This is a genomic window from Streptomyces sp. NPDC004752 (genome assembly GCF_053601275.1).
Map to the genome: position 1 here is coordinate 16,540 of NZ_JBSGBN010000038.1, position 17,714 is coordinate 34,253.

Sequence of the window (17,714 nt, forward strand, 5' to 3'; positions counted from 1 at the left end):
ATAGAGCACCAACCACCAGCCACCCATGCGAGCCCAGCCCGGGTCAACGGACCAGGGCCGACGGCCCGTCAGGACCAGCGGCCCGTACGCCCCAACAGCAGGGCCGCGGCGACGGTCCCGGCGGTCGACGTACGCAGCACCGTGCGTCCGAGGACGTACGGCTTCGCGCCCGCCTGCGCGAAGAGCGCCAACTCCTCCGGGGAGACGCCGCCTTCGGGCCCGACGACCAGCACGATGTCGCCCTCGGTGGGGAGTTCGGCGGTGGCCAGCGGTGCGCTGCCGTGGTCGCAGTCCTCGTGCAGGACTACGGCGAGGTCGGCGTCCGCGAGCAGCGCGGCGACCTGTTTGCTGGTGGCCGCGTCCGCGATCTCCGGGAAGCGCACCCGGCGGGACTGCTTGCCGGCCTCGCGGGCGGTGGCCCGCCACTTGGCGAGCGCCTTCAGACCCCGCTCGCCCTTCCACTGGGTGATGCAGCGGGCCGCCTGCCAGGGCACAACGGCGTCGACACCGACCTCGGTCATGGTCTCCACGGCCACCTCGCCCCGGTCGCCCTTGGGCAGCGCCTGGACGACGGTGATCCGGGGCTGCTCCACGGGCTCCTCTACGACGCTCTCCAGATCCATGAGGACCAGGCGGTCCTTGCCCTCGGCGGCCTTGACCACGCCCTCGATCCAGCGCCCGCGGCCGTCGGTGAGCACGACGTCCTCGCCGGGCCGCAGCCGCTTCACGGACACCGCGTGCCGGCCCTCCGGCCCGTCGAGCACGAACTCCCCGCCGACCGCGCCCACGTCGTCCAGTGAGTCGACCACGAACACCGGCGCCGTCATTGCGAGTCGCCCCCGGCCGACAACGCTGTCCTGGCCGCGTCGAGTTCGGCCGCCAGGGTCTCCACCAGCCGTCCGGCGGGCAGGTCACGGGCCATCCGGTGGCCCTGGCCCGCCCACAGCGCCATGCCCTGCGCGTCACCGGCCTTGGCGGCGGCCTTGCGCAGCGGCGCGGTCAGGTGGTGGACCTCGGGGTAGGCGGCGGGGGCGTACGGGCCGTGCTCGCGCAGGAACCGGTTGACCAGGCCGCGGGCCGGCCGGCCGGAGAACGCCCGGGTCAGCTCCGTACGCGTGAACAGGGGGCTGGTGAGGGCCTGTTTGTGCACGGCGGACGCGCCGGACTCGGGGGTGGCGAGGAACGCGGTGCCGAGTTGGGCGGCGGCGGCGCCGGCCGCGAGGACCGCGGCGATGTGGCCGCCGCGCATGATCCCGCCGGCGGCGACGATCGGGATGTCCACGGTCTCGCGGACCTGGGCGACGAGGGCGAGCAGCCCCAGGCCGGAGCCGTCGTTCTCCGGGATGTCGCGATGGGTGCCCTGATGGCCGCCGGCCTCCACGCCCTGGGCGATCACCGCGTCGGCGCCGGCCCGCTGCACGGCCAGGGCCTCCTCCGCGGTGGTCGCGGTGACCAGGGTGACGATGCCGGCCCGGCGCAGCGAGTCGATGACGTTCCGGCTCGGGACGCCGAAGTGGAACGACACCACCGGCACGGGGTTGTCGAGCAGCACGGCCAGCTTGGCCTCGTAGCCGTCGTCCCGGCCACTGTCCGGGTCGCCGAGTTCGACCTCGTACCAGGCGGCCTCGCCGGCCAGTTGGTGCGCGTACACCTCGACGGCCGCCGGGTCGGAATACTCGGGCTGGGGCATGAAGAGGTTCACACCGAAGGGACGGCCGGTGAGCCCCCGCAACTGCTTGATCTCCTGATACATGCCGTCGGCGGTCTTGTACCCGCCAGCGAGGAACCCCAGCCCACCGGCCTCGGACACGGCGGCGGCGAGCTGCGGGACGGCGACACCGCCCGCCATCGGGGCCTGCACGATCGGATGTGGGCAGAGATCGGTCAGTGGGGAGGACATGACCGCATGTTGTCACGTCCTCCCCACAAGTCCGAATCCGGCATGCGCCTGGCATAAGCCGCCGGCAACCGGTACCTCAGCGCCCGTTGAACGCGTCCTTCAACCGCGAGAACAACCCCTGCTGACCGGGCTGACTGCGCCTACCCGGGGACCGACCCCCGGACCCCCGGCAGCACCCACAGCCCACGTCAACGCCCGTTGAACGCATCCTTCAACCGCGAGAACAACCCCTGCTGACCGGGCTGGAACTGGCCCAGGGGGCGCTCCTCGCCGCGCAGTTTCGCCAGTTCGCGCAGCAGGCGCTCCTGCTCGGGGTCGAGCTTGGTCGGGGTCTGGACCTCGACGTGCACGATGAGGTCGCCCCGGCCGCCGCCCCGCAGATGGGTCACGCCCCGGGTGTGCAGCGGGATCGACTGGCCGGACTGGGTGCCCGGACGGATGTCGACCTCCTCCATGCCGTCCAGCGTCTCCAGCGGCACCTTCGTACCGAGGGCCGCCGCCGTCATCGGGATCGTCACCGTGCAGTGCAGGTCGTCGCCGCGGCGCTGGAAGGTGGTGTGCGGCAGCTCGTGGATCTCGACGTACAGATCGCCGGCGGGCCCGCCGCCGGGACCGACCTCGCCCTCGCCCGCGAGCTGGATGCGGGTGCCGTTGTCCACACCGGCCGGGATCTTCACCGTGAGCGTCCGGCGCGAGCGCACCCGGCCGTCGCCCGCGCACTCCGGGCACGGCGTCGGTACGACCGTGCCGAAGCCCTGGCACTGCGGGCATGGGCGCGAGGTCATGACCTGGCCCAGGAAGGACCGCGTCACCTGCGACACCTCACCGCGCCCGCGGCACATGTCACACGTCTGGGCGGTGGTGCCCGGCGCCGCGCCCTCGCCGTTGCAGGTCTTGCAGACGACCGCCGTGTCGACCTGGATGTCCTTCGTCGTGCCGAAGGCCGCCTCGTCCAGCTCGATCTCGATACGGATCATGGCGTCCTGGCCGCGCCGGGTGCGCGAGCGCGGTCCGCGCTGCGACGCCGTGCCGAAGAACGCGTCCATGATGTCGGAGAAATTGCCGAAGCCACCGGCCCCGAAGCCGCCCGCACCGGCGCCACCGGACTGCGAGAGGGGATCGCCACCGAGGTCGTAGACCTGCTTCTTCTGCGGGTCCGACAGCACCTCGTAGGCGGCGTTGATCTCCTTGAAGCGCTCCTGCGTCTTCGGATCGGGGTTGACATCCGGGTGCAGCTCGCGTGCGAGCCGCCGGAAAGCCTTCTTGATCTCTTCCTGCGACGCGTCGCGGCGCACGCCGAGAACGGCGTAGTAGTCCGTGGCCACTTACGACTCCGCCAGGATCTGTCCGACGTACCGTGCCACTGCGCGTACCGCTCCCATCGTTCCCGGGTAATCCATGCGGGTCGGTCCGACCACGCCGAGCTTGGCGACTGCCTCGCCGCCCGAACCGTAGCCGACCGACACCACGGACGTGGAGTTGAGTCCCTCATGGGCGTTCTCATGACCGATACGCACGGTCACGCCCGGTTCCTTCGCCTCGCCCAGCAGCTTGAGGAGCACGACCTGCTCCTCCAGGGCCTCCAGGACCGGCCGGATCACGAGGGGAAAGTCATGGCCGAAGCGGGTCAGATTGGCGGTGCCGCCGATCATCAGCCGCTCCTCGTTCTCCTCGACGAGCGTCTCCAGGAGGGTGGAGAGCACCGTCGAGACCGTACCGCGGTCCTCGGCCTCGAAGGCATCCGGCAGATCCTCGACGAGACCCGGCACGTCCGTGAAGCGGCGGCCCGCGACCCGGCTGTTGAGCCGCGCTCGCAGATCCGCCAGGGACGTCTCGCCGAACGGCGCCGGGCAGTCGACCATCCGCTGCTCGACCCGGCCGGTGTCCGTGATCAGCACGAGCATCACGCGCGCGGGGGCGAGCGCGAGCAGTTCCACATGCCGCACGGTCGAGCGGGTCAGGGACGGGTACTGCACGATGGCGACCTGCCGGGTCAGCTGCGCGAGCAGCCGCACCGTCCGCGTCACGACATCGTCCAGGTCGACGGCGCCGTCCAGGAAGTTCTGGATGGCGCGCCGCTCGGGCGGGGTCATCGGCTTGACGGCCGCGAGCTTGTCCACGAACAGCCGGTAGCCCTTGTCGGTGGGGATCCGCCCGGCGCTGGTGTGCGGCTGGGCGATGAACCCCTCGTCCTCCAGCGCCGCCATGTCGTTGCGGACCGTGGCCGGGGAGACGCCGAGGTTGTGCCGCTCGGTGAGCGCCTTCGAACCCACCGGCTCCTCGGTGCCGACATAGTCCTGGACGATGGCGCGCAGCACCTGGAGCCTGCGTTCACTCAGCATCGTGCGCTCACCTCCAGCAAGTCGTCCCCGCGGCCTTTCAGGTGATTCAGGTCGTTCAGGTCTTACAGGTCGTTCAAGGTCATTCAGGTCTTTCGCCTGGCACTCTACGCATGCGAGTGCCAGCTTCCCCGCCCCAGTGTACGGCCGTGGGGTGCACCCCGGGCAAGGCTGCTCCCGCCGGATCGTGCCCGGAGGCCATTGGGCACTAGCGTCGGCGTATGACGGCGACTTGGGAAGAGGCGGGCTGGGAGCGGGTGGCCACCGGAGTGGGACGGTGCCGGCTGCCGGGCTGGGACTGCACGGTCGGACTGGTCCTCGGGGCGGGCACGGCGCTTGTCGTGGACGCCGGGTCCAGCCTCGCGGAGGGCGCCTGGCTGCGCGCGCGGGCCGAGGAGATCGCCGGCCTCGGTGTGACCCATCTCGCGCTCACCCACCCCCACTTCGACCATGTCTTCGGCGCGGCGGCGTTCACCGGCGCCGAGGTGTACGCCGCGGTCGGCATGGCCGCGGTGTTCGCCCACGAGCGGGACGCACTGCGCCGGGACGCGGTCCGCCACGGCCTGGACCCGCGGCGCGCGGCCAAGGCGGCGCGCGCCCTGGTCCGCCCCCGCCACCCGGTCCGCGGCGAGCGGACGCTGGACCTGGGCGGCGGCCGGCAGGCGCTGCTGGCGAACGTGGGCCCCGGCCACACGGCCCATGACCTGGCGGTGCTGGTTCCGGGCGACCCCGGGGTCGTGTTCTGCGGCGATCTGGTCGAGGAGTCCGGGGAGCCGCAGGCGGGCCATGACGCCGTGCCGTCCCGCTGGCCCGCCGCCCTCGACCGGCTGCTCGCCCTGGGCGGCCCGGACGCGCTGTACGTGCCCGGTCACGGGGCGGTGGTGGACGCGGAGTTCGTCCGCGGGCAGCGGGACGCGCTGGCGGCACGTTTCGGCGTGTCGTGATCGTCCGCCCGCACCTTCTCCTATCGTCATCCGAATGCGCCAGTACTCACCGGACCTGACCCCGCCGTGGAAGAAGCCCAAGCCCGTCCCCGAGGTCCCGGCCGAGCCCGGCCTGGTGGTGGAGGAGCCCGGCTCCGGCTTCTGCGGCGCGGTGATCCGCTGCGAGGCGGGCACGGTCACCCTGGAGGACCGCTTCGGCAAGCACCGCGTCTTCCCGCTGGAGCCGCGCGGTTTCCTGCTGGAGGGCCGGGTGGTGACGCTGGTGCGCCCGTCGTCGGCTCCGGTACGGCCCACCCGTACGGCATCCGGTTCGGTCGCCGTCCCCGGCGCACGCGCGCGCGTGGCCCGTGCCGGGCGGATCTACGTGGAGGGCCGGCACGACGCGGAGCTGGTAGAGCGGGTGTGGGGCGACGATCTGCGCATCGAGGGCGTGGTCGTGGAGTACCTGGAGGGCGTGGACGACCTGCCGTCCATCGTGACCTCGTTCGCGCCGGGTCCGGACGCGCGGCTCGGCGTCCTGGTGGACCATCTGGTCCCCGGCACGAAGGAGTGGCGCATCGCCGAGTCGGTGGCCAGTGAGCACGCGCTGGTGGTCGGCCACCCCTACATCGACATCTGGGCGGCGGTCAAGCCGTCGTCCGTGGGCATCGCGGAATGGCCGAAAGTACCGCACGGCCAGGACTGGAAGACGGGCGTGTGCCGGGCGCTCGGCTGGCCGGAGAACACGGGTGCGGCGTGGCAGGGGATTCTGTCGCGGGTGCGGTCGTACAAGGACCTGGAGCCGGAGTTGCTGGGGAGGGTGGAGGAACTGATCGACTTCGTCACGGCAGGTGGTGACGCCGGACACCGGTGACGGTCCCGAACTCGCTCGTGTCGAGTTCGACACCCAGGGGTTCCAGCGGGAGAGGGTCACCGAACTTGGTGACACGCTGCGCTCGGTAGTCGGCGACCTCCCCGTCACCGACGGGTTCGGTGAGCAGCACACAGTGCGCCATGATCGGGTCGATGATCAGGTATGCGGTGACCTTGCCCGCCGCGTAGATGGAGCGCTTGATCCCGTAGTCGCGGTCGACGCTCGTTCTGGAGACGACCTCGACCACCGACGTGATCAACTGGGACGGCAGAAGCCGCCCCGAGTCCGGGGCGATACCGCGTTCCAACACCAACAGATCCGGCACAGGCTCGCTGGCCTCGTCGACGATGTCCACATCTGTCGTCTGGAGCCGTCGCCACTGCTTGCGGGGGATCTGGTCCTGCACGTCCTCCACGATCCGGCTGTGCACCAGGCCCGGAGCGGCCGCCATCACGATTTCCCCCCGGAGAAGCTCGACCTTGATGCCCTCGGGAGGCTCGAACTCCTCGAAGAACCTGGTCATCCCGCGTTCGTCCACAGCGGTCATCCTCCGTGGCCCTCTATATCCGCCGCGTACTTTTGGCGGGAGCCTACGAACCAGGTCAGGGACCGAACCGGCGTTCCACACTGATTCACCCCGCCGGGTGATCAGTCCACCAGGTCCCGTACCACCGCGTCCGCCAGCAACCGCCCCCGCAGCGTGAGCACCGCGCGCCCCGCCGCGTACGGCTCCTGCTCCAGCAGCCCGTCCGCCAGCGCCCGGCGCGAGGCCGCAAGGCCCGCCTCCCGCAGGAGTTCCAGCGGTACGCCCTCCCGGAGCCGCAGTTCCAGCAGGATCCGCTCCACGCGACGGTCCTCGTCGGACAGGATCTCCCGCCCGGCGCCCGGCGTGCGGCCCGCCGCCAGCGCCGCCGCGTACGCCCCCGGATGCTTCACGTTCCACCAGCGCACCCCGCCCACGTGGGAGTGCGCGCCCGGGCCCGCGCCCCACCAGTCGGCGCCGCGCCAGTACAGCTCGTTGTGCAGACAGCGGCCGGCGGCGGAGGTGGCCCAGTTGGACACCTCGTACCAGTCGAAGCCCGCCGCGGCGAGGGTCTCCTCCGCGATCAGATAGCGGTCCGCGTGCACGTCGTCGTCGGTCATCGGGATCTCGCCCCGCCGGATACGGCGGGCCAGCCCGGTGCCCTCCTCGACGATCAGGGCGTACGCGCTGATGTGGTCGGGGCCCGCGCCGAGCGCCGCGTCGAGCGATGCCCGCCAGTCGTCGTCCGACTCCCCCGGCGTGCCGTAGATCAAGTCCAGGTTCACCTGCGCGAAGCCCGCCGCCCGCGCCTGAGCCACGCACGCCTGCGGGCGGCCCGGGGTGTGGGTGCGGTCGAGGATCTTCAGTACGTGCTGCCGCGCGCTCTGCATGCCGAAGGAGATCCGGTTGAAGCCGCCCTCCCGCAGGGTGGCGAGGTAGGCCGGGTCGACCGACTCGGGGTTCGCCTCCGTCGTGATCTCCGCGTCCGCCGCGAGCCCGAACTCGGCGCGGATCGCGCCCAGCATCCGCACCAGGTCGTCCGCGGCCAGCAGGGTCGGCGTGCCGCCGCCGACGAAGACCGTGCGGACCTCGCGCGGGTCCTCGCCGAGCACCTTGCGGGCCAGGCGGATCTCGTCGATCAGGGTGTCCGCGTAGTTCTCCCGGGAAGCGAGCACTCCGCCCGTGCCGCGCAGTTCGGTGGCGGTGTAGGTGTTGAAGTCGCAGTATCCGCAGCGGGTCGCGCAGTACGGGACGTGCAGATAGAACCCGAGGGGCCGGCCGGCGGCCCCGGCGAGCGCGGACATGGGCAGCGCGCCGTCGGCGGGGACGGGCTCGCCGTCGGGGAGTGCGGAAGGCATGTGCTCCATTGTCCCGCACGGGCCCACCGACTCCGCCGCCCCGACGCCCCGCTCCGGTCACTCCTGCGGCCCCGAGCCAGTGATCCCACCACCCCCCGGAACCGGACACCCCACAACCCCACAACCCCACGCTCTCGGACCAACCGCGCCGGACCCCGCAACCCGGGACCAGACGCCCCTCAGCCCCGTACCCCGGAGCCTCGCTGCGGCTCCGCGCCCCAGACCAGCCACCCCGGGGCTCCGGGTCGGGCGCCCCCACGTCCCCGCACCCCCGGACCCGGCACCCCACAACCCCACGTCCCCGGACCAACGCCCCACATCCCCACACCCCCCGGAGCCCCGCCGCGGCCCCGCACCTCGGGACCAGCCGCACCCCACCGCGGCTCCGGGGCGGCCGGTTATTCCGCCTGGAGTACCAGCAGGGCCAGATCGTCCTCCGGGGGATGCCCGCCGAAGTCGTGCACCAGCCGTCTGATCCGCTCCGCGATCAGCTCGGCGCTCAGCCCCGTGCAGTCGGCCAGCGCCCGCGCGAGCCCGTCGCCGTCGTCGAACTGGCGGGACCCGCAGCGGCGCTCGGTCACCCCGTCAGTAACGCACAGCAGGCTGTCGCCCGGCCCCAGCTCGATGGTCTCGCTGGTGTATGTGGCGTCCTCGATGACACCGAGCAGGGTCTGCGGCTGCGCCGCCGTGCGGACCTCGCCGTCGGGCCGCAGGACCAGCGGCAGTGGATGACCGGCGGAGGCGAGGGTGCAGCGCACACCGCCGTCGAAGGGGGCCAGTTCGCCGTAGAGGAGGGACAGGAAGCGGGTCTGCGGGCCGTCGCCGGGGGCCACGGCACGGCCGCCGGCCGCGACCAGCGCGCGGGCCGCCGCGTCCGCGGCCTCCATCGCGTCGTCGAGCAGAAGCTGATTGAGGCGGTCGAGCACGTCGGCGACCCGGTAGCCCTCGCGGGCCAGCAACCGCAGCCAGGGCCGGGCCAGGCCGATCACCACGGCGGCCTCGGGGCCCTTGCCCTGGACGTCGCCGACCGCGAAGCACCAGCGGCCGTCGCCGGCCGGGAACAGGTCGTAGAAGTCACCGCTGGGCCCGCCCTGATCGCACGGCTCGTAGACGAGCGCGCTGCACATCCCCGGGATCTCGGCGACCGCACCGGGCAGCAGCCCACGTTGGAGGACGGCGCTGATGGTGGCCTGCCGGGCGTACTGGCGGGCCGCGCCGATGGCCAGAGCCACCCGGCGGGCGAGGTCCTCGACCAGTCCGGTGATCTCGTCGGGGAAACGGGCGAGGCCGCACCGTCCGATGACCAGTGTGCCCAGCGGCCGGCCTCCCACGATCAGCCGGTACGCGAGCGCCGTGCCATGGCCGGACTGCGGGCCGAGGGCCTCGGCGGGCCAGGGGTAGGGCTCGGGTCCGGACCGCAGGCCGTTACGGGGGCGCGGCGGCTCCTTGTCCAGACTGCGGCGCAGTTCCTCGATGCGGTTCTCGCTCTCGTGCCAGACCCGGGCGAGCCGCGGTCCGGCGAGGCCCGTACCGTCCGCCCAGCCGCTCCGGACGGTCGACTCGTCCTCCAGCCACACCGCGCACCAGTCGGCGAGGCGCGGCACGATCAGCTGCCCGGTGAGCGCGGCGACCAGGCTTTCGTCGAGCTGCCCGGCGAGCAGGTCGGATGCCTCGGCCAGGAAGGACAGCGCGCCCCGGCCGAGCCAGTCGCGGTCCCGTCCGGCCCGGTGCGGCTCGGGCGCGAGAATCTCGGCGACGGCCAGTTCACGCTCCCCGGTGTACGCCTCGAAGCCGTCGCCCGCCGGGGTGTCCTCCGCGGGCAGCCGCGCCCACACCGTCTTGGCGCCCGTGCGGTAGGTGACGCCCCAGGACTCGGCGAGCGTGGCGACGAGGCGCAGCCCGCGCCCGTACTCCGGGGTCTCGTACGGTGATCCGGCGGCGTTGTCGCGCGGCGCGCGCGAGGGGTGGTGGTCGCCGACCTCGACGACGACGGCGCCGTCCTTCTCCAGTCGACAGGCCAGTTCGACCTCGGTGCCCGCGTGGACGACGGCGTTGGTGACGAGTTCGCTGACCACGATCATGACGTCGTCGGCGAGCCGCTCGCGGGTCACGAGGCCGAGTTCGGTCCACTCGGCGAGCGCGCCGCGCACCAGCGCGCGGGCGGAGCCGGGCGCGAGCGGGCTGCCCGGCAGGGTCGCGCACGTCCTGGTGGGCAGGTCCGCGCCCTCATGCGCGGGCGTGGAAGCGGGCGCAGGCGTGGAAGCGGAAGCGGGCGTAGGCGTGGAAGCGGGCGCAGGCGCGGTCGGATGCGCGGTCGCGGTCGGATGCACGGACGGCTCGAAGCCACGGTGAGCGGTCTCCCGTTGCGTCGGTATGGCCCCCATTGCCAGCTCCCCGAGCGATTCGGACGATTATGCCTCGGTCGTTGCCGAATCAGGGTGACAGACCGAGCGCGTCCATGAGCGCGGAGTCACCGAAGTGGCCCGCCATGCGTGAGAACCGTGCTACGAGGTGTTACGGGTGTGCCCGAAGACGGACAGAAACGGCCACAACCGCGAAGGGGGCGGGCGGGCTACGCCTCGCGCGCACCGGCGTACATCTCGTCGATCAGGTGCTTGTACTCCCGTTCCACCACGGGCCGCTTCAGCTTCAGGCTCGGCGTGATCTCACCGTGCTCGACGTCCAGGTCACGGGGCAGCAGCCGGAACTTCCTGATGGCCTGCCACCGCTGCACCCCCTCGTTGAGCTCCTTGACGTACCCGTCGATGAGGGCGACCGTCGCGGGCGCGGCCACGACATCGGCGTACGACCTGTCGGCCAGGCCGTTCTCCTTCGCCCACTCCAGGATGGCGGCCTCGTCGAGGGCGATGAGCGCGGTGCAGAAGTTCCGGTCGGCGCCGTGCACGAGGACATTGGAGACATACGGACAGATCGCCTTGAATCGACCCTCGACCTCGGCGGGCGCGATGTACTTGCCGCCGGACGTCTTGATCAGGTCCTTCTTGCGGTCGGTGATGCGCAGATAGCCGTCGGGGGACAGCTCGCCGATGTCGCCCGTGCGGAACCAGCCGTCGGACTCCAGCACCTCGGCGGTCTTCTCGGGCAGCTTGTGGTAGCCCTGCATGATGCCGGGTCCGCGCAGCAGGATCTCGCCGTCCTCCGCGATGCGCACCTCGCAGCCGGGCAACGGCTTGCCGACCGTGCCGGTGCGGTACGCCTCGCCGGGGTTGACGAAGGAGGCGGCGGCGGACTCGGTGAGTCCGTAGCCCTCCAGGATGTGGATGCCGGCGCCGGCGAAGAAGTAGCCGATCTCCGGCGCGAGCGCGGCGGAGCCGGAGACACAGGCGCGCAGACGGCCGCCGAAGGCCGCGCGGATCTTGGCGTAGACAAGCGCGTCGGCGACCTTGTGCTTGGCGGACAGGCCGAACGGCGCGCCGGCCGTGCCGGTGCGCCGGAAGCTGTCCTGGCTGGCCTTGGCGTACTCGCGGGCGACCTCGGCCGCCCACTGGAAGATCCGGTACTGGGCGGCGCCGCCGGCCCGGGCCTTGGCCGCGACGCCGTTGTAGACCTTCTCGAAGATGCGCGGCACGGCGGCCATGTACGTCGGCCGGACGACCGGCAGATTCTCGATGAGCCTGTCGACGCGGCCGTCCACCGCCGTGACATGGCCGACCTCGATCTGGCCGAAGGTGAGCACCTTGCCGAAGACGTGCGCCAGCGGCAGCCACAGATACTGCACGTCCTCGGCGCTGATCAGCCCGGTCGCGGCAATCGCCTTCGCCATGTACGACCAGTTGTCGTGCGGCAGCCGCACCCCCTTGGGACGGCCGGTGGTGCCGGAGGTGTAGATGAGGGTGGCGAGTTGGTCCTTGGTGATCGCCGCCACCCGCTCCTTGATCAGCTCGGGGTGCTTGGCCAGATGGGCGGCGCCGCGCCGCTCCAGCTCGGCCAGGGTGAGCACCCCGTCGCCGGTCTCGACGCCGTCCGCGTCGAGCACCACCACATGGGTGAGGTCGGGCAGTTCGGCGCGCTTCTCCCGCACCTTGGCGAGCTGGGCCGCGTTCTCGGCGATCAGCACCCGGCTCTCGGAGTCGGAGAGGATGAACGCCGACTCCTCGGCGTTGGTCTGCGGGTAGACGGTCGTGGTGGCGGCGCCGGCACACAGGATGCCGAAGTCGGCGAGAATCCACTCGACCCGGGTCGAGGAGGCGAGCGCGACGCGCTGTTCGGGCTGTACGCCCAGCTCGATGAGGCCCGCAGCGATCGCGTAGACCCGCTCGGCCGCCTGCGCCCAGCTCAGCGACTTCCAGTCGTCCGGGCCCTGTCCGGAGGCCGGGGGCACCGGGTAGCGGTATGCCTCGGCGTCCGGTGTGGCCGCGACGCGCTCCAGGAACAGGGTCGCCACGGACGGCGGACGGTTCTCGATCAGTGTCTGTGTGTCGCTCACGACATCCTCCGGGGCCCGCGATGGTGCGACTGGCTCAGTGGGGCTGGCTCAGTGCGGCTGAGTGCACCCGCGGGCCGTACGTCCGGGGCGCCGCCCGGCGTTGTTAACCCACGAGTAACTATCGAGCAGAGATCAGGGTAGAGCCCGGCCCGCCGACACGTAAGGGGCGGCGGCCTCACACTTCCCACAGAGAGCGACCCTACGCATGCGCAGGGGCCCGCCGCACTTTCATACGACGCGCCCCCGTTGGTCCCGGTCTGCGGGGTACCCGCATATAAACGGCGGTTACTTCTTGGCCTTGCCCGCCCCCGCGCTGTCATCACTGGACAGCACGGCGATGAACGCCTCCTGCGGAACCTCCACGGAACCCACCATCTTCATCCGCTTCTTGCCTTCCTTCTGCTTCTCCAGCAGCTTCCGCTTGCGGGAGATGTCACCGCCGTAACACTTGGCGAGGACATCCTTGCGGATGGCGCGGATGGTCTCGCGGGCGATGACCCGGGAGCCGACGGCCGCCTGCACCGGCACCTCGAAGTTCTGCCGCGGGATCAGCTCCTTGAGCTTGGCGACGAGCCGTACGCCGTACGCGTACGCCTGGTCCTTGTGGGTGATCGCGGAGAAGGCATCGACCTTGTCGCCGTGCAGCAGGATGTCGACCTTCACCAGGGAGCTGCTCTGCTCGCCGGTGGGCTCGTAGTCGAGCGAGGCGTAGCCGCGGGTCTTGGACTTCAGCTGGTCGAAGAAGTCGAAGACGATCTCGGCGAGCGGCAGGGTGTAACGGATCTCCACCCGGTCTTCCGACAGGTAGTCCATGCCGAGCAGGGTGCCGCGCCGGGTCTGGCACAGCTCCATGATCGCGCCGATGAATTCGGTGGGCGCGAGGATCGTGGCCCGCACGACCGGCTCGTACACCTCGGCGATCTTGCCCTCGGGGAACTCGCTCGGGTTGGTCACGACGTGCTCGTCGCCGTCCTCCATGATCACGCGGTAGACCACGTTGGGGGCCGTGGCGATCAGGTCGAGACCGAACTCGCGCTCCAGGCGTTCGCGGACCACATCGAGGTGCAGCAGGCCCAGGAAGCCGACCCGGAAGCCGAAGCCCAGCGCGGCGGAGGTCTCCGGCTCGTAGACCAGCGCGGCGTCGTTGAGCTGTAGCTTGTCGAGGGCCTCGCGCAGGTCGGGGTAGTCGGAGCCGTCCAGCGGATACAGACCGGAGAAGACCATCGGCTTCGGGTCCTTGTAGCCGCCGAGCGCCTCGGTCGCGCCCTTGGACTGGCTGGTGATCGTGTCACCGACCTTGGACTGGCGGACGTCCTTCACACCGGTGATGAGGTAGCCCACCTCGCCCACGCCGAGCCCGTCGGCCGGCAGCATCTCGGGCGAGTTGACGCCGATCTCCAGCAGTTCGTGGGTGGCGCCGGTGGACATCATCCGGATCCGCTCACGCTTGTTGAGCTGCCCGTCGATGACCCGGACGTAGGTCACGACACCGCGGTAGGAGTCGTAGACGGAGTCGAAGATCATGGCGCGGGCGGGGGCGTCCTGGACGCCGACCGGGGCCGGGAACTCGGCGACGACCTTGTCCAGGAGCGCCTCGACGCCGAGGCCGGTCTTGGCGGAGACCTTCAGGACGTCATCGGGCTCGCACCCGACGAGGTTGGCCAGCTCCTCGGAGAATTTCTCGGGCTGCGCGGCCGGAAGGTCGATCTTGTTCAGCACGGGGATGATCGTGAGTTCGTTCTCCATCGCCAGGTAGAGGTTGGCGAGGGTCTGCGCCTCGATGCCCTGGGCGGCGTCCACGAGGAGGACGGTGCCCTCGCAGGCGGCGAGCGACCGCGAGACCTCATAGGTGAAGTCGACGTGCCCGGGGGTGTCGATCATGTTGAGGATGTGCGTGTTGCCCGGGTCGTGGCTGGGAGCCCACGGCAGACGCACCGCCTGGGACTTGATCGTGATGCCACGCTCACGCTCGATGTCCATGCGGTCGAGGTACTGAGCACGCATCTGCCGCTGCTCGACCACGCCGGTCAGCTGGAGCATCCGGTCGGCGAGCGTGGACTTGCCGTGGTCGATGTGCGCGATGATGCAGAAGTTGCGGATCAGAGCCGGGTCGGTACGGCTCGGCTCGGGCACATTGTTAGGGGTCGCGGGCACGCAGGGTCCTGATTCTTGAGGTATCCGCAGGGTAACGGTCTCGGGTCGGATCGACAGGTCGGGATCGATACGTAGTCTCCATGGTCCCACGGGCGGGGACCGGGGACTGGTTTGGGCTGGCCGCGGGGCCGCTGGTACCGTGAGGGGCTGTGCCTCATGCCCTCTCAGCGCGGGGCACATCTAAAAGATCACCGGCGCGGGACCCATAGGGCCCGTACCAGAACCTGAAAAGGCTCATTCGTGGCGAACATCAAGTCCCAGATCAAGCGGATCAAGACCAACGAGAAGGCTCGGCTGCGCAACAAGGCCGTCAAGTCCTCCCTGAAGACCGCGATCCGCAAGGCCCGCGAGGCTGCTGCCGCGGGTGACGTCGAGAAGGCCACCGAGTACCAGCGCGCCGCCGCGCGCCAGCTGGACAAGGCCGTCTCCAAGGGCGTCATCCACAAGAACCAGGCCGCCAACAAGAAGTCGGCACTGGCGTCCAAGGTCGTGTCCCTCAAGGGCTGAGTCAGCTCCGACTTGACCGCCGGAAGGACCAAGAGCGGGCCCTCTCTCATCCGCTCCCGCCCGGCACCCCGAGTTCGTACGCGGCCTGCGTTCGCCACGCGGGTACGAACTCAGTCATCTTGACCCGCGGCCCCGCCACCGATCCCTTCCCCAGGGCAGGACGGCGGGGCTTTCGGCTGCCCGGGGGTCGGCTGGTGCTGTGGCCGGAAGGTTTGCCGGAAAGCTCGCGGCGTCCGGTGCGGTGCATCGCAAGGCGGAGCATCTCCCGCGTACTGGATGTACTCGGGTGATGCGACAACGCGGCGTGGGGGCACCTCCCGGCCGAAGGCTGGGGGAGTGCCGTGCCGGGCGTCGCGAGCCGGTGAACCTTTCCGATCGCAGCACTAGGCCCGGCCTCTTGAGCGTGCCGCTCGGGCGATGGTCACCACTGCCTTCTCCAGTGCGTACTCGGGATCGTCCCCGCCCCCCTTCACTCCGGCGTCCGCCTCGGCCACCGCCCGCAGAGCCACCGCCACTCCGTCGGGCGTCCACCCCCGCATCTGCTGCCGCACCCGGTCGATCTTCCACGGCGGCATCCCCAGTTCCCGGGCGAGGTCGGCGGGCCGCCCGCCGCGCGCCGACGACAGCTTCCCGATCGCCCGCACGCCCTGCGCCAGCGCACTGGTGATCAGCACCGGGGCGACACCGGTCGCCAGCGACCACCGCAGCGCCTCCAGCGCCTCCGCCGTGCGCCCCTCGACGGCCCGGTCCGCCACCGTGAAACTCGATGCCTCGGCCCGGCCCGTGTAGTACCGCCCGACGACGGCCTCGTCGATCGTCCCCTCGACGTCCGCGACCAACTGCGCCGCCGCGGACGCCAGCTCCCGCAAATCGCTCCCGATCGCGTCGACCAGCGCCTGGCATGCCTCGGGCGTCGCCGACCGGCCGAGGGTGCGGAACTCCCCGCGCACGAAGGCGAGTCGGTCCGCCGGCTTGGTCATCTTCGGGCAGGCCACCTCCCGCGCCCCCGCCTTGCGCGCGGCATCGAGCAGCCCCTTGCCCTTGGCCCCGCCCGCGTGCAGCAGCACGAGCGTGATCTCCTCGGCCGGCGCCCCCAGATACGCCTTCACGTCCTTGACCGTGTCGGCCGAAAGATCCTGCGCATTGCGTACGACCACGACCTTGCGCTCCGCGAAGAGCGACGGGCTGGTCAGCTCGGCGAGCGTGCCGGGCTGAAGCTGGTCCGGTGTCAGGTCACGTACGTCCGTGTCGGCGTCGGCGGCTCTGGCGGCGGCCACCACCTCCCGCACGGCACGGTCGAGCAGGAGGTCCTCCTGGCCCACGGCGAGCGTCACCGGGGCGAGAGGGTCGTCTTGAGCGGTCTTCCTGGCCATCGCGACAAGCATCGCACGCACCACTGACAACGGGCCCCCGGCCCCGCGGCGGCGACATGACCGGGCCCCGCGGGCTACGGCTCCTCGCGCCACCCCTGCCACTGCCCCGCGAGCGCGTCCAGTTCCGCCGGGTCCAGCCGCTCCTCCTCGTCCCGCAGGACGACGAGCCACTGCGCGTCCTCGGCGTCGTCCTCACCGGCCAGCGCGTCCCGCACCAGCCGGGGCTCCTCCGTGACGCCGAACCGCTCCCCGAGCACCTCCGCCACCTCCTGCGCGGCATCGCGGTCGGGCAGCACCAGCACATGTCTCACATCGTTCACGGGGCCATTGTCCGGCGGCCCCGCGATGCCGGACGACCGGCCCGGACGTCAGCCCTTGCGTACGAGCTGCACGTCCAGGTCGATCCTGATGCTCGGCCCGACCACGGCGATCCCCCGCGCCAGCATCGTCTGCCAGCTCACGGTGAAGTCGTCCCGGTGCAGTTCCGTCGTGGCCCGGCAGGCGGCCCGCACCTCGCCCTCCATCCCGTTGCCGAGCCCGAGGTACTCCATGTCGAGCGTGACCGTACGCGTCACCCCGTGCAGCGACAGCGCGCCGGTGACGGCCCACCGGTTGCCGCCCCGGTGCACACACCGCTCGCTGTAGAACTCCAGCGTCGGAAAACGCTGCACGTCCAGGAAGTCCGCCGAGCGCAGATGGTCGTCGCGCATCTGCACGTTCGTGTCGATGGACGCCGCGTCGATCACCACGTGCATCGCGGACTGTTCCACGGGATCGGCGATCCGCACCGCCCCGGCGAAGGTGTTGAACCGCCCATGGATCCGGGCCAGCCCGATGTGCCGTGCGGTGAAGGCGATCGAGGAATGCGTCGGCTCGACCTCCCAGTCTCCCTGCGCCGGCAGGTCCGGCCCCGGGGCCACCTGGAGGGTCACATCGCCCAGCGAGGCCAGCGAGTTCTCGCCGACCATCGTGGTCGCCCGGTACGGCGCGTAGCCCTCCGCGGACACCGCGAGCCGGTACTCACCGGCCGGCACCGTCGTCACGAACGACCCGTAGGGGTCCGTGCCGCCGGCGACCACCGGACGCCCCATGGCGTCGCTGACCGCGAACTCCGCGTGCGCGACAGGCTCGTTGACCGGGTCGAGCACCCGACAGCTGAGCACCCCCGCATCGAGCGGGGTCTGGACGGCCGCGAGCGGGCTCGTCCGGTGCACCCGATTGGTTCGGTTTCCCAGCAAGCGGCCGAACATGTACGACACCCCTGTACGCCTCGACATCAACTGTTGCCGAAAATGCATTCGACCACTGATGCGGCA

At 71.2% G+C, this 17,714-nt stretch carries 15 protein-coding genes; 3 read left to right on the forward strand and 12 right to left on the reverse strand.

The window, feature by feature from the left end:
- Positions 1-68: 68 nt before the first annotated feature.
- From ACWEKM_RS17945 to hrcA, 4 genes are all read right to left on the reverse strand, one after another.
- A complete protein-coding gene (locus ACWEKM_RS17945) occupies positions 69-827 on the reverse strand; it encodes a 16S rRNA (uracil(1498)-N(3))-methyltransferase (protein WP_451622141.1) in 759 nt (252 codons plus the stop codon).
- The gene (locus ACWEKM_RS17950; protein ID WP_451622142.1) at positions 824-1,900 is read right to left on the reverse strand and encodes a nitronate monooxygenase; all 1,077 of its coding nucleotides are present in this window, start codon (positions 1,898-1,900) and stop codon (positions 824-826) included. Before ACWEKM_RS17950 ends, ACWEKM_RS17945 begins: the two co-directional genes overlap by 4 nt.
- A gap of 188 nt (positions 1,901-2,088) precedes the next feature.
- On the reverse strand, positions 2,089-3,225 hold the full coding sequence (gene dnaJ / locus ACWEKM_RS17955) for a molecular chaperone DnaJ (RefSeq protein WP_451622143.1): 1,137 nt from the start codon (positions 3,223-3,225) through the stop codon (positions 2,089-2,091).
- Entirely contained in the window at positions 3,226-4,242 is a 1,017-nt protein-coding gene (gene hrcA, locus ACWEKM_RS17960) for a heat-inducible transcriptional repressor HrcA (RefSeq protein ID WP_451622144.1), read from the reverse strand.
- Between the two features lie 218 nt (positions 4,243-4,460).
- On the opposite strand from hrcA, the gene ACWEKM_RS17965 reads away from it, so the two are divergent.
- Both ACWEKM_RS17965 and ACWEKM_RS17970 read left to right on the forward strand, forming a co-directional pair.
- Positions 4,461-5,183 carry an MBL fold metallo-hydrolase gene (locus ACWEKM_RS17965; RefSeq protein ID WP_451622145.1) on the forward strand — a complete coding sequence of 241 codons (723 nt, stop codon included), beginning with the start codon at positions 4,461-4,463 and terminating at the stop codon, positions 5,181-5,183.
- A gap of 34 nt (positions 5,184-5,217) precedes the next feature.
- Positions 5,218-6,036 carry a DUF3097 domain-containing protein gene (locus tag ACWEKM_RS17970; RefSeq protein WP_451622146.1) on the forward strand — a complete coding sequence of 273 codons (819 nt, stop codon included), beginning with the start codon at positions 5,218-5,220 and terminating at the stop codon, positions 6,034-6,036.
- Here ACWEKM_RS17970 and ACWEKM_RS17975 read toward each other — a convergent pair.
- The 5 genes from ACWEKM_RS17975 to lepA form a co-directional block, all read right to left on the reverse strand.
- Entirely contained in the window at positions 6,005-6,583 is a 579-nt protein-coding gene (locus ACWEKM_RS17975) for a Uma2 family endonuclease (RefSeq protein ID WP_451622147.1), read from the reverse strand. The genes ACWEKM_RS17970 and ACWEKM_RS17975 overlap by 32 nt on opposite strands.
- A gap of 101 nt (positions 6,584-6,684) precedes the next feature.
- On the reverse strand, positions 6,685-7,917 hold the full coding sequence (gene hemW, locus ACWEKM_RS17980) for a radical SAM family heme chaperone HemW (protein WP_451622148.1): 1,233 nt from the start codon (positions 7,915-7,917) through the stop codon (positions 6,685-6,687).
- A 398-nt stretch (positions 7,918-8,315) separates the two neighbouring features.
- The gene (locus tag ACWEKM_RS17985; RefSeq protein WP_451622149.1) at positions 8,316-10,301 is read right to left on the reverse strand and encodes a SpoIIE family protein phosphatase; all 1,986 of its coding nucleotides are present in this window, start codon (positions 10,299-10,301) and stop codon (positions 8,316-8,318) included.
- A 188-nt stretch (positions 10,302-10,489) separates the two neighbouring features.
- Positions 10,490-12,364, reverse strand: coding sequence for an AMP-dependent synthetase/ligase (locus ACWEKM_RS17990; protein ID WP_451622150.1), 1,875 nt, complete (start codon positions 12,362-12,364; stop codon positions 10,490-10,492).
- Between the two features lie 285 nt (positions 12,365-12,649).
- The gene (gene lepA / locus ACWEKM_RS17995; RefSeq protein WP_451622151.1) at positions 12,650-14,518 is read right to left on the reverse strand and encodes a translation elongation factor 4; all 1,869 of its coding nucleotides are present in this window, start codon (positions 14,516-14,518) and stop codon (positions 12,650-12,652) included.
- Positions 14,519-14,758: 240 nt separating this feature from the next.
- Between lepA and rpsT the strand changes: the two genes are divergently transcribed.
- Entirely contained in the window at positions 14,759-15,025 is a 267-nt protein-coding gene (gene rpsT, locus ACWEKM_RS18000; RefSeq protein WP_095748610.1) for a 30S ribosomal protein S20, read from the forward strand.
- Between the two features lie 383 nt (positions 15,026-15,408).
- Here the strand turns inward: rpsT and holA are convergent, their stop codons facing one another.
- From holA to ACWEKM_RS18015, 3 genes are all read right to left on the reverse strand, one after another.
- The gene (gene holA / locus ACWEKM_RS18005; protein WP_451622152.1) at positions 15,409-16,398 is read right to left on the reverse strand and encodes a DNA polymerase III subunit delta; all 990 of its coding nucleotides are present in this window, start codon (positions 16,396-16,398) and stop codon (positions 15,409-15,411) included.
- A gap of 74 nt (positions 16,399-16,472) precedes the next feature.
- Positions 16,473-16,718 carry a hypothetical protein gene (locus ACWEKM_RS18010; protein WP_451622153.1) on the reverse strand — a complete coding sequence of 82 codons (246 nt, stop codon included), beginning with the start codon at positions 16,716-16,718 and terminating at the stop codon, positions 16,473-16,475.
- A 48-nt stretch (positions 16,719-16,766) separates the two neighbouring features.
- Complete coding sequence (locus ACWEKM_RS18015) at positions 16,767-17,648, reverse strand: YceI family protein (RefSeq protein ID WP_451622154.1); 882 nt, start codon at positions 17,646-17,648, stop codon at positions 16,767-16,769.
- Between the last annotated feature and the right edge of the window lie 66 nt (positions 17,649-17,714).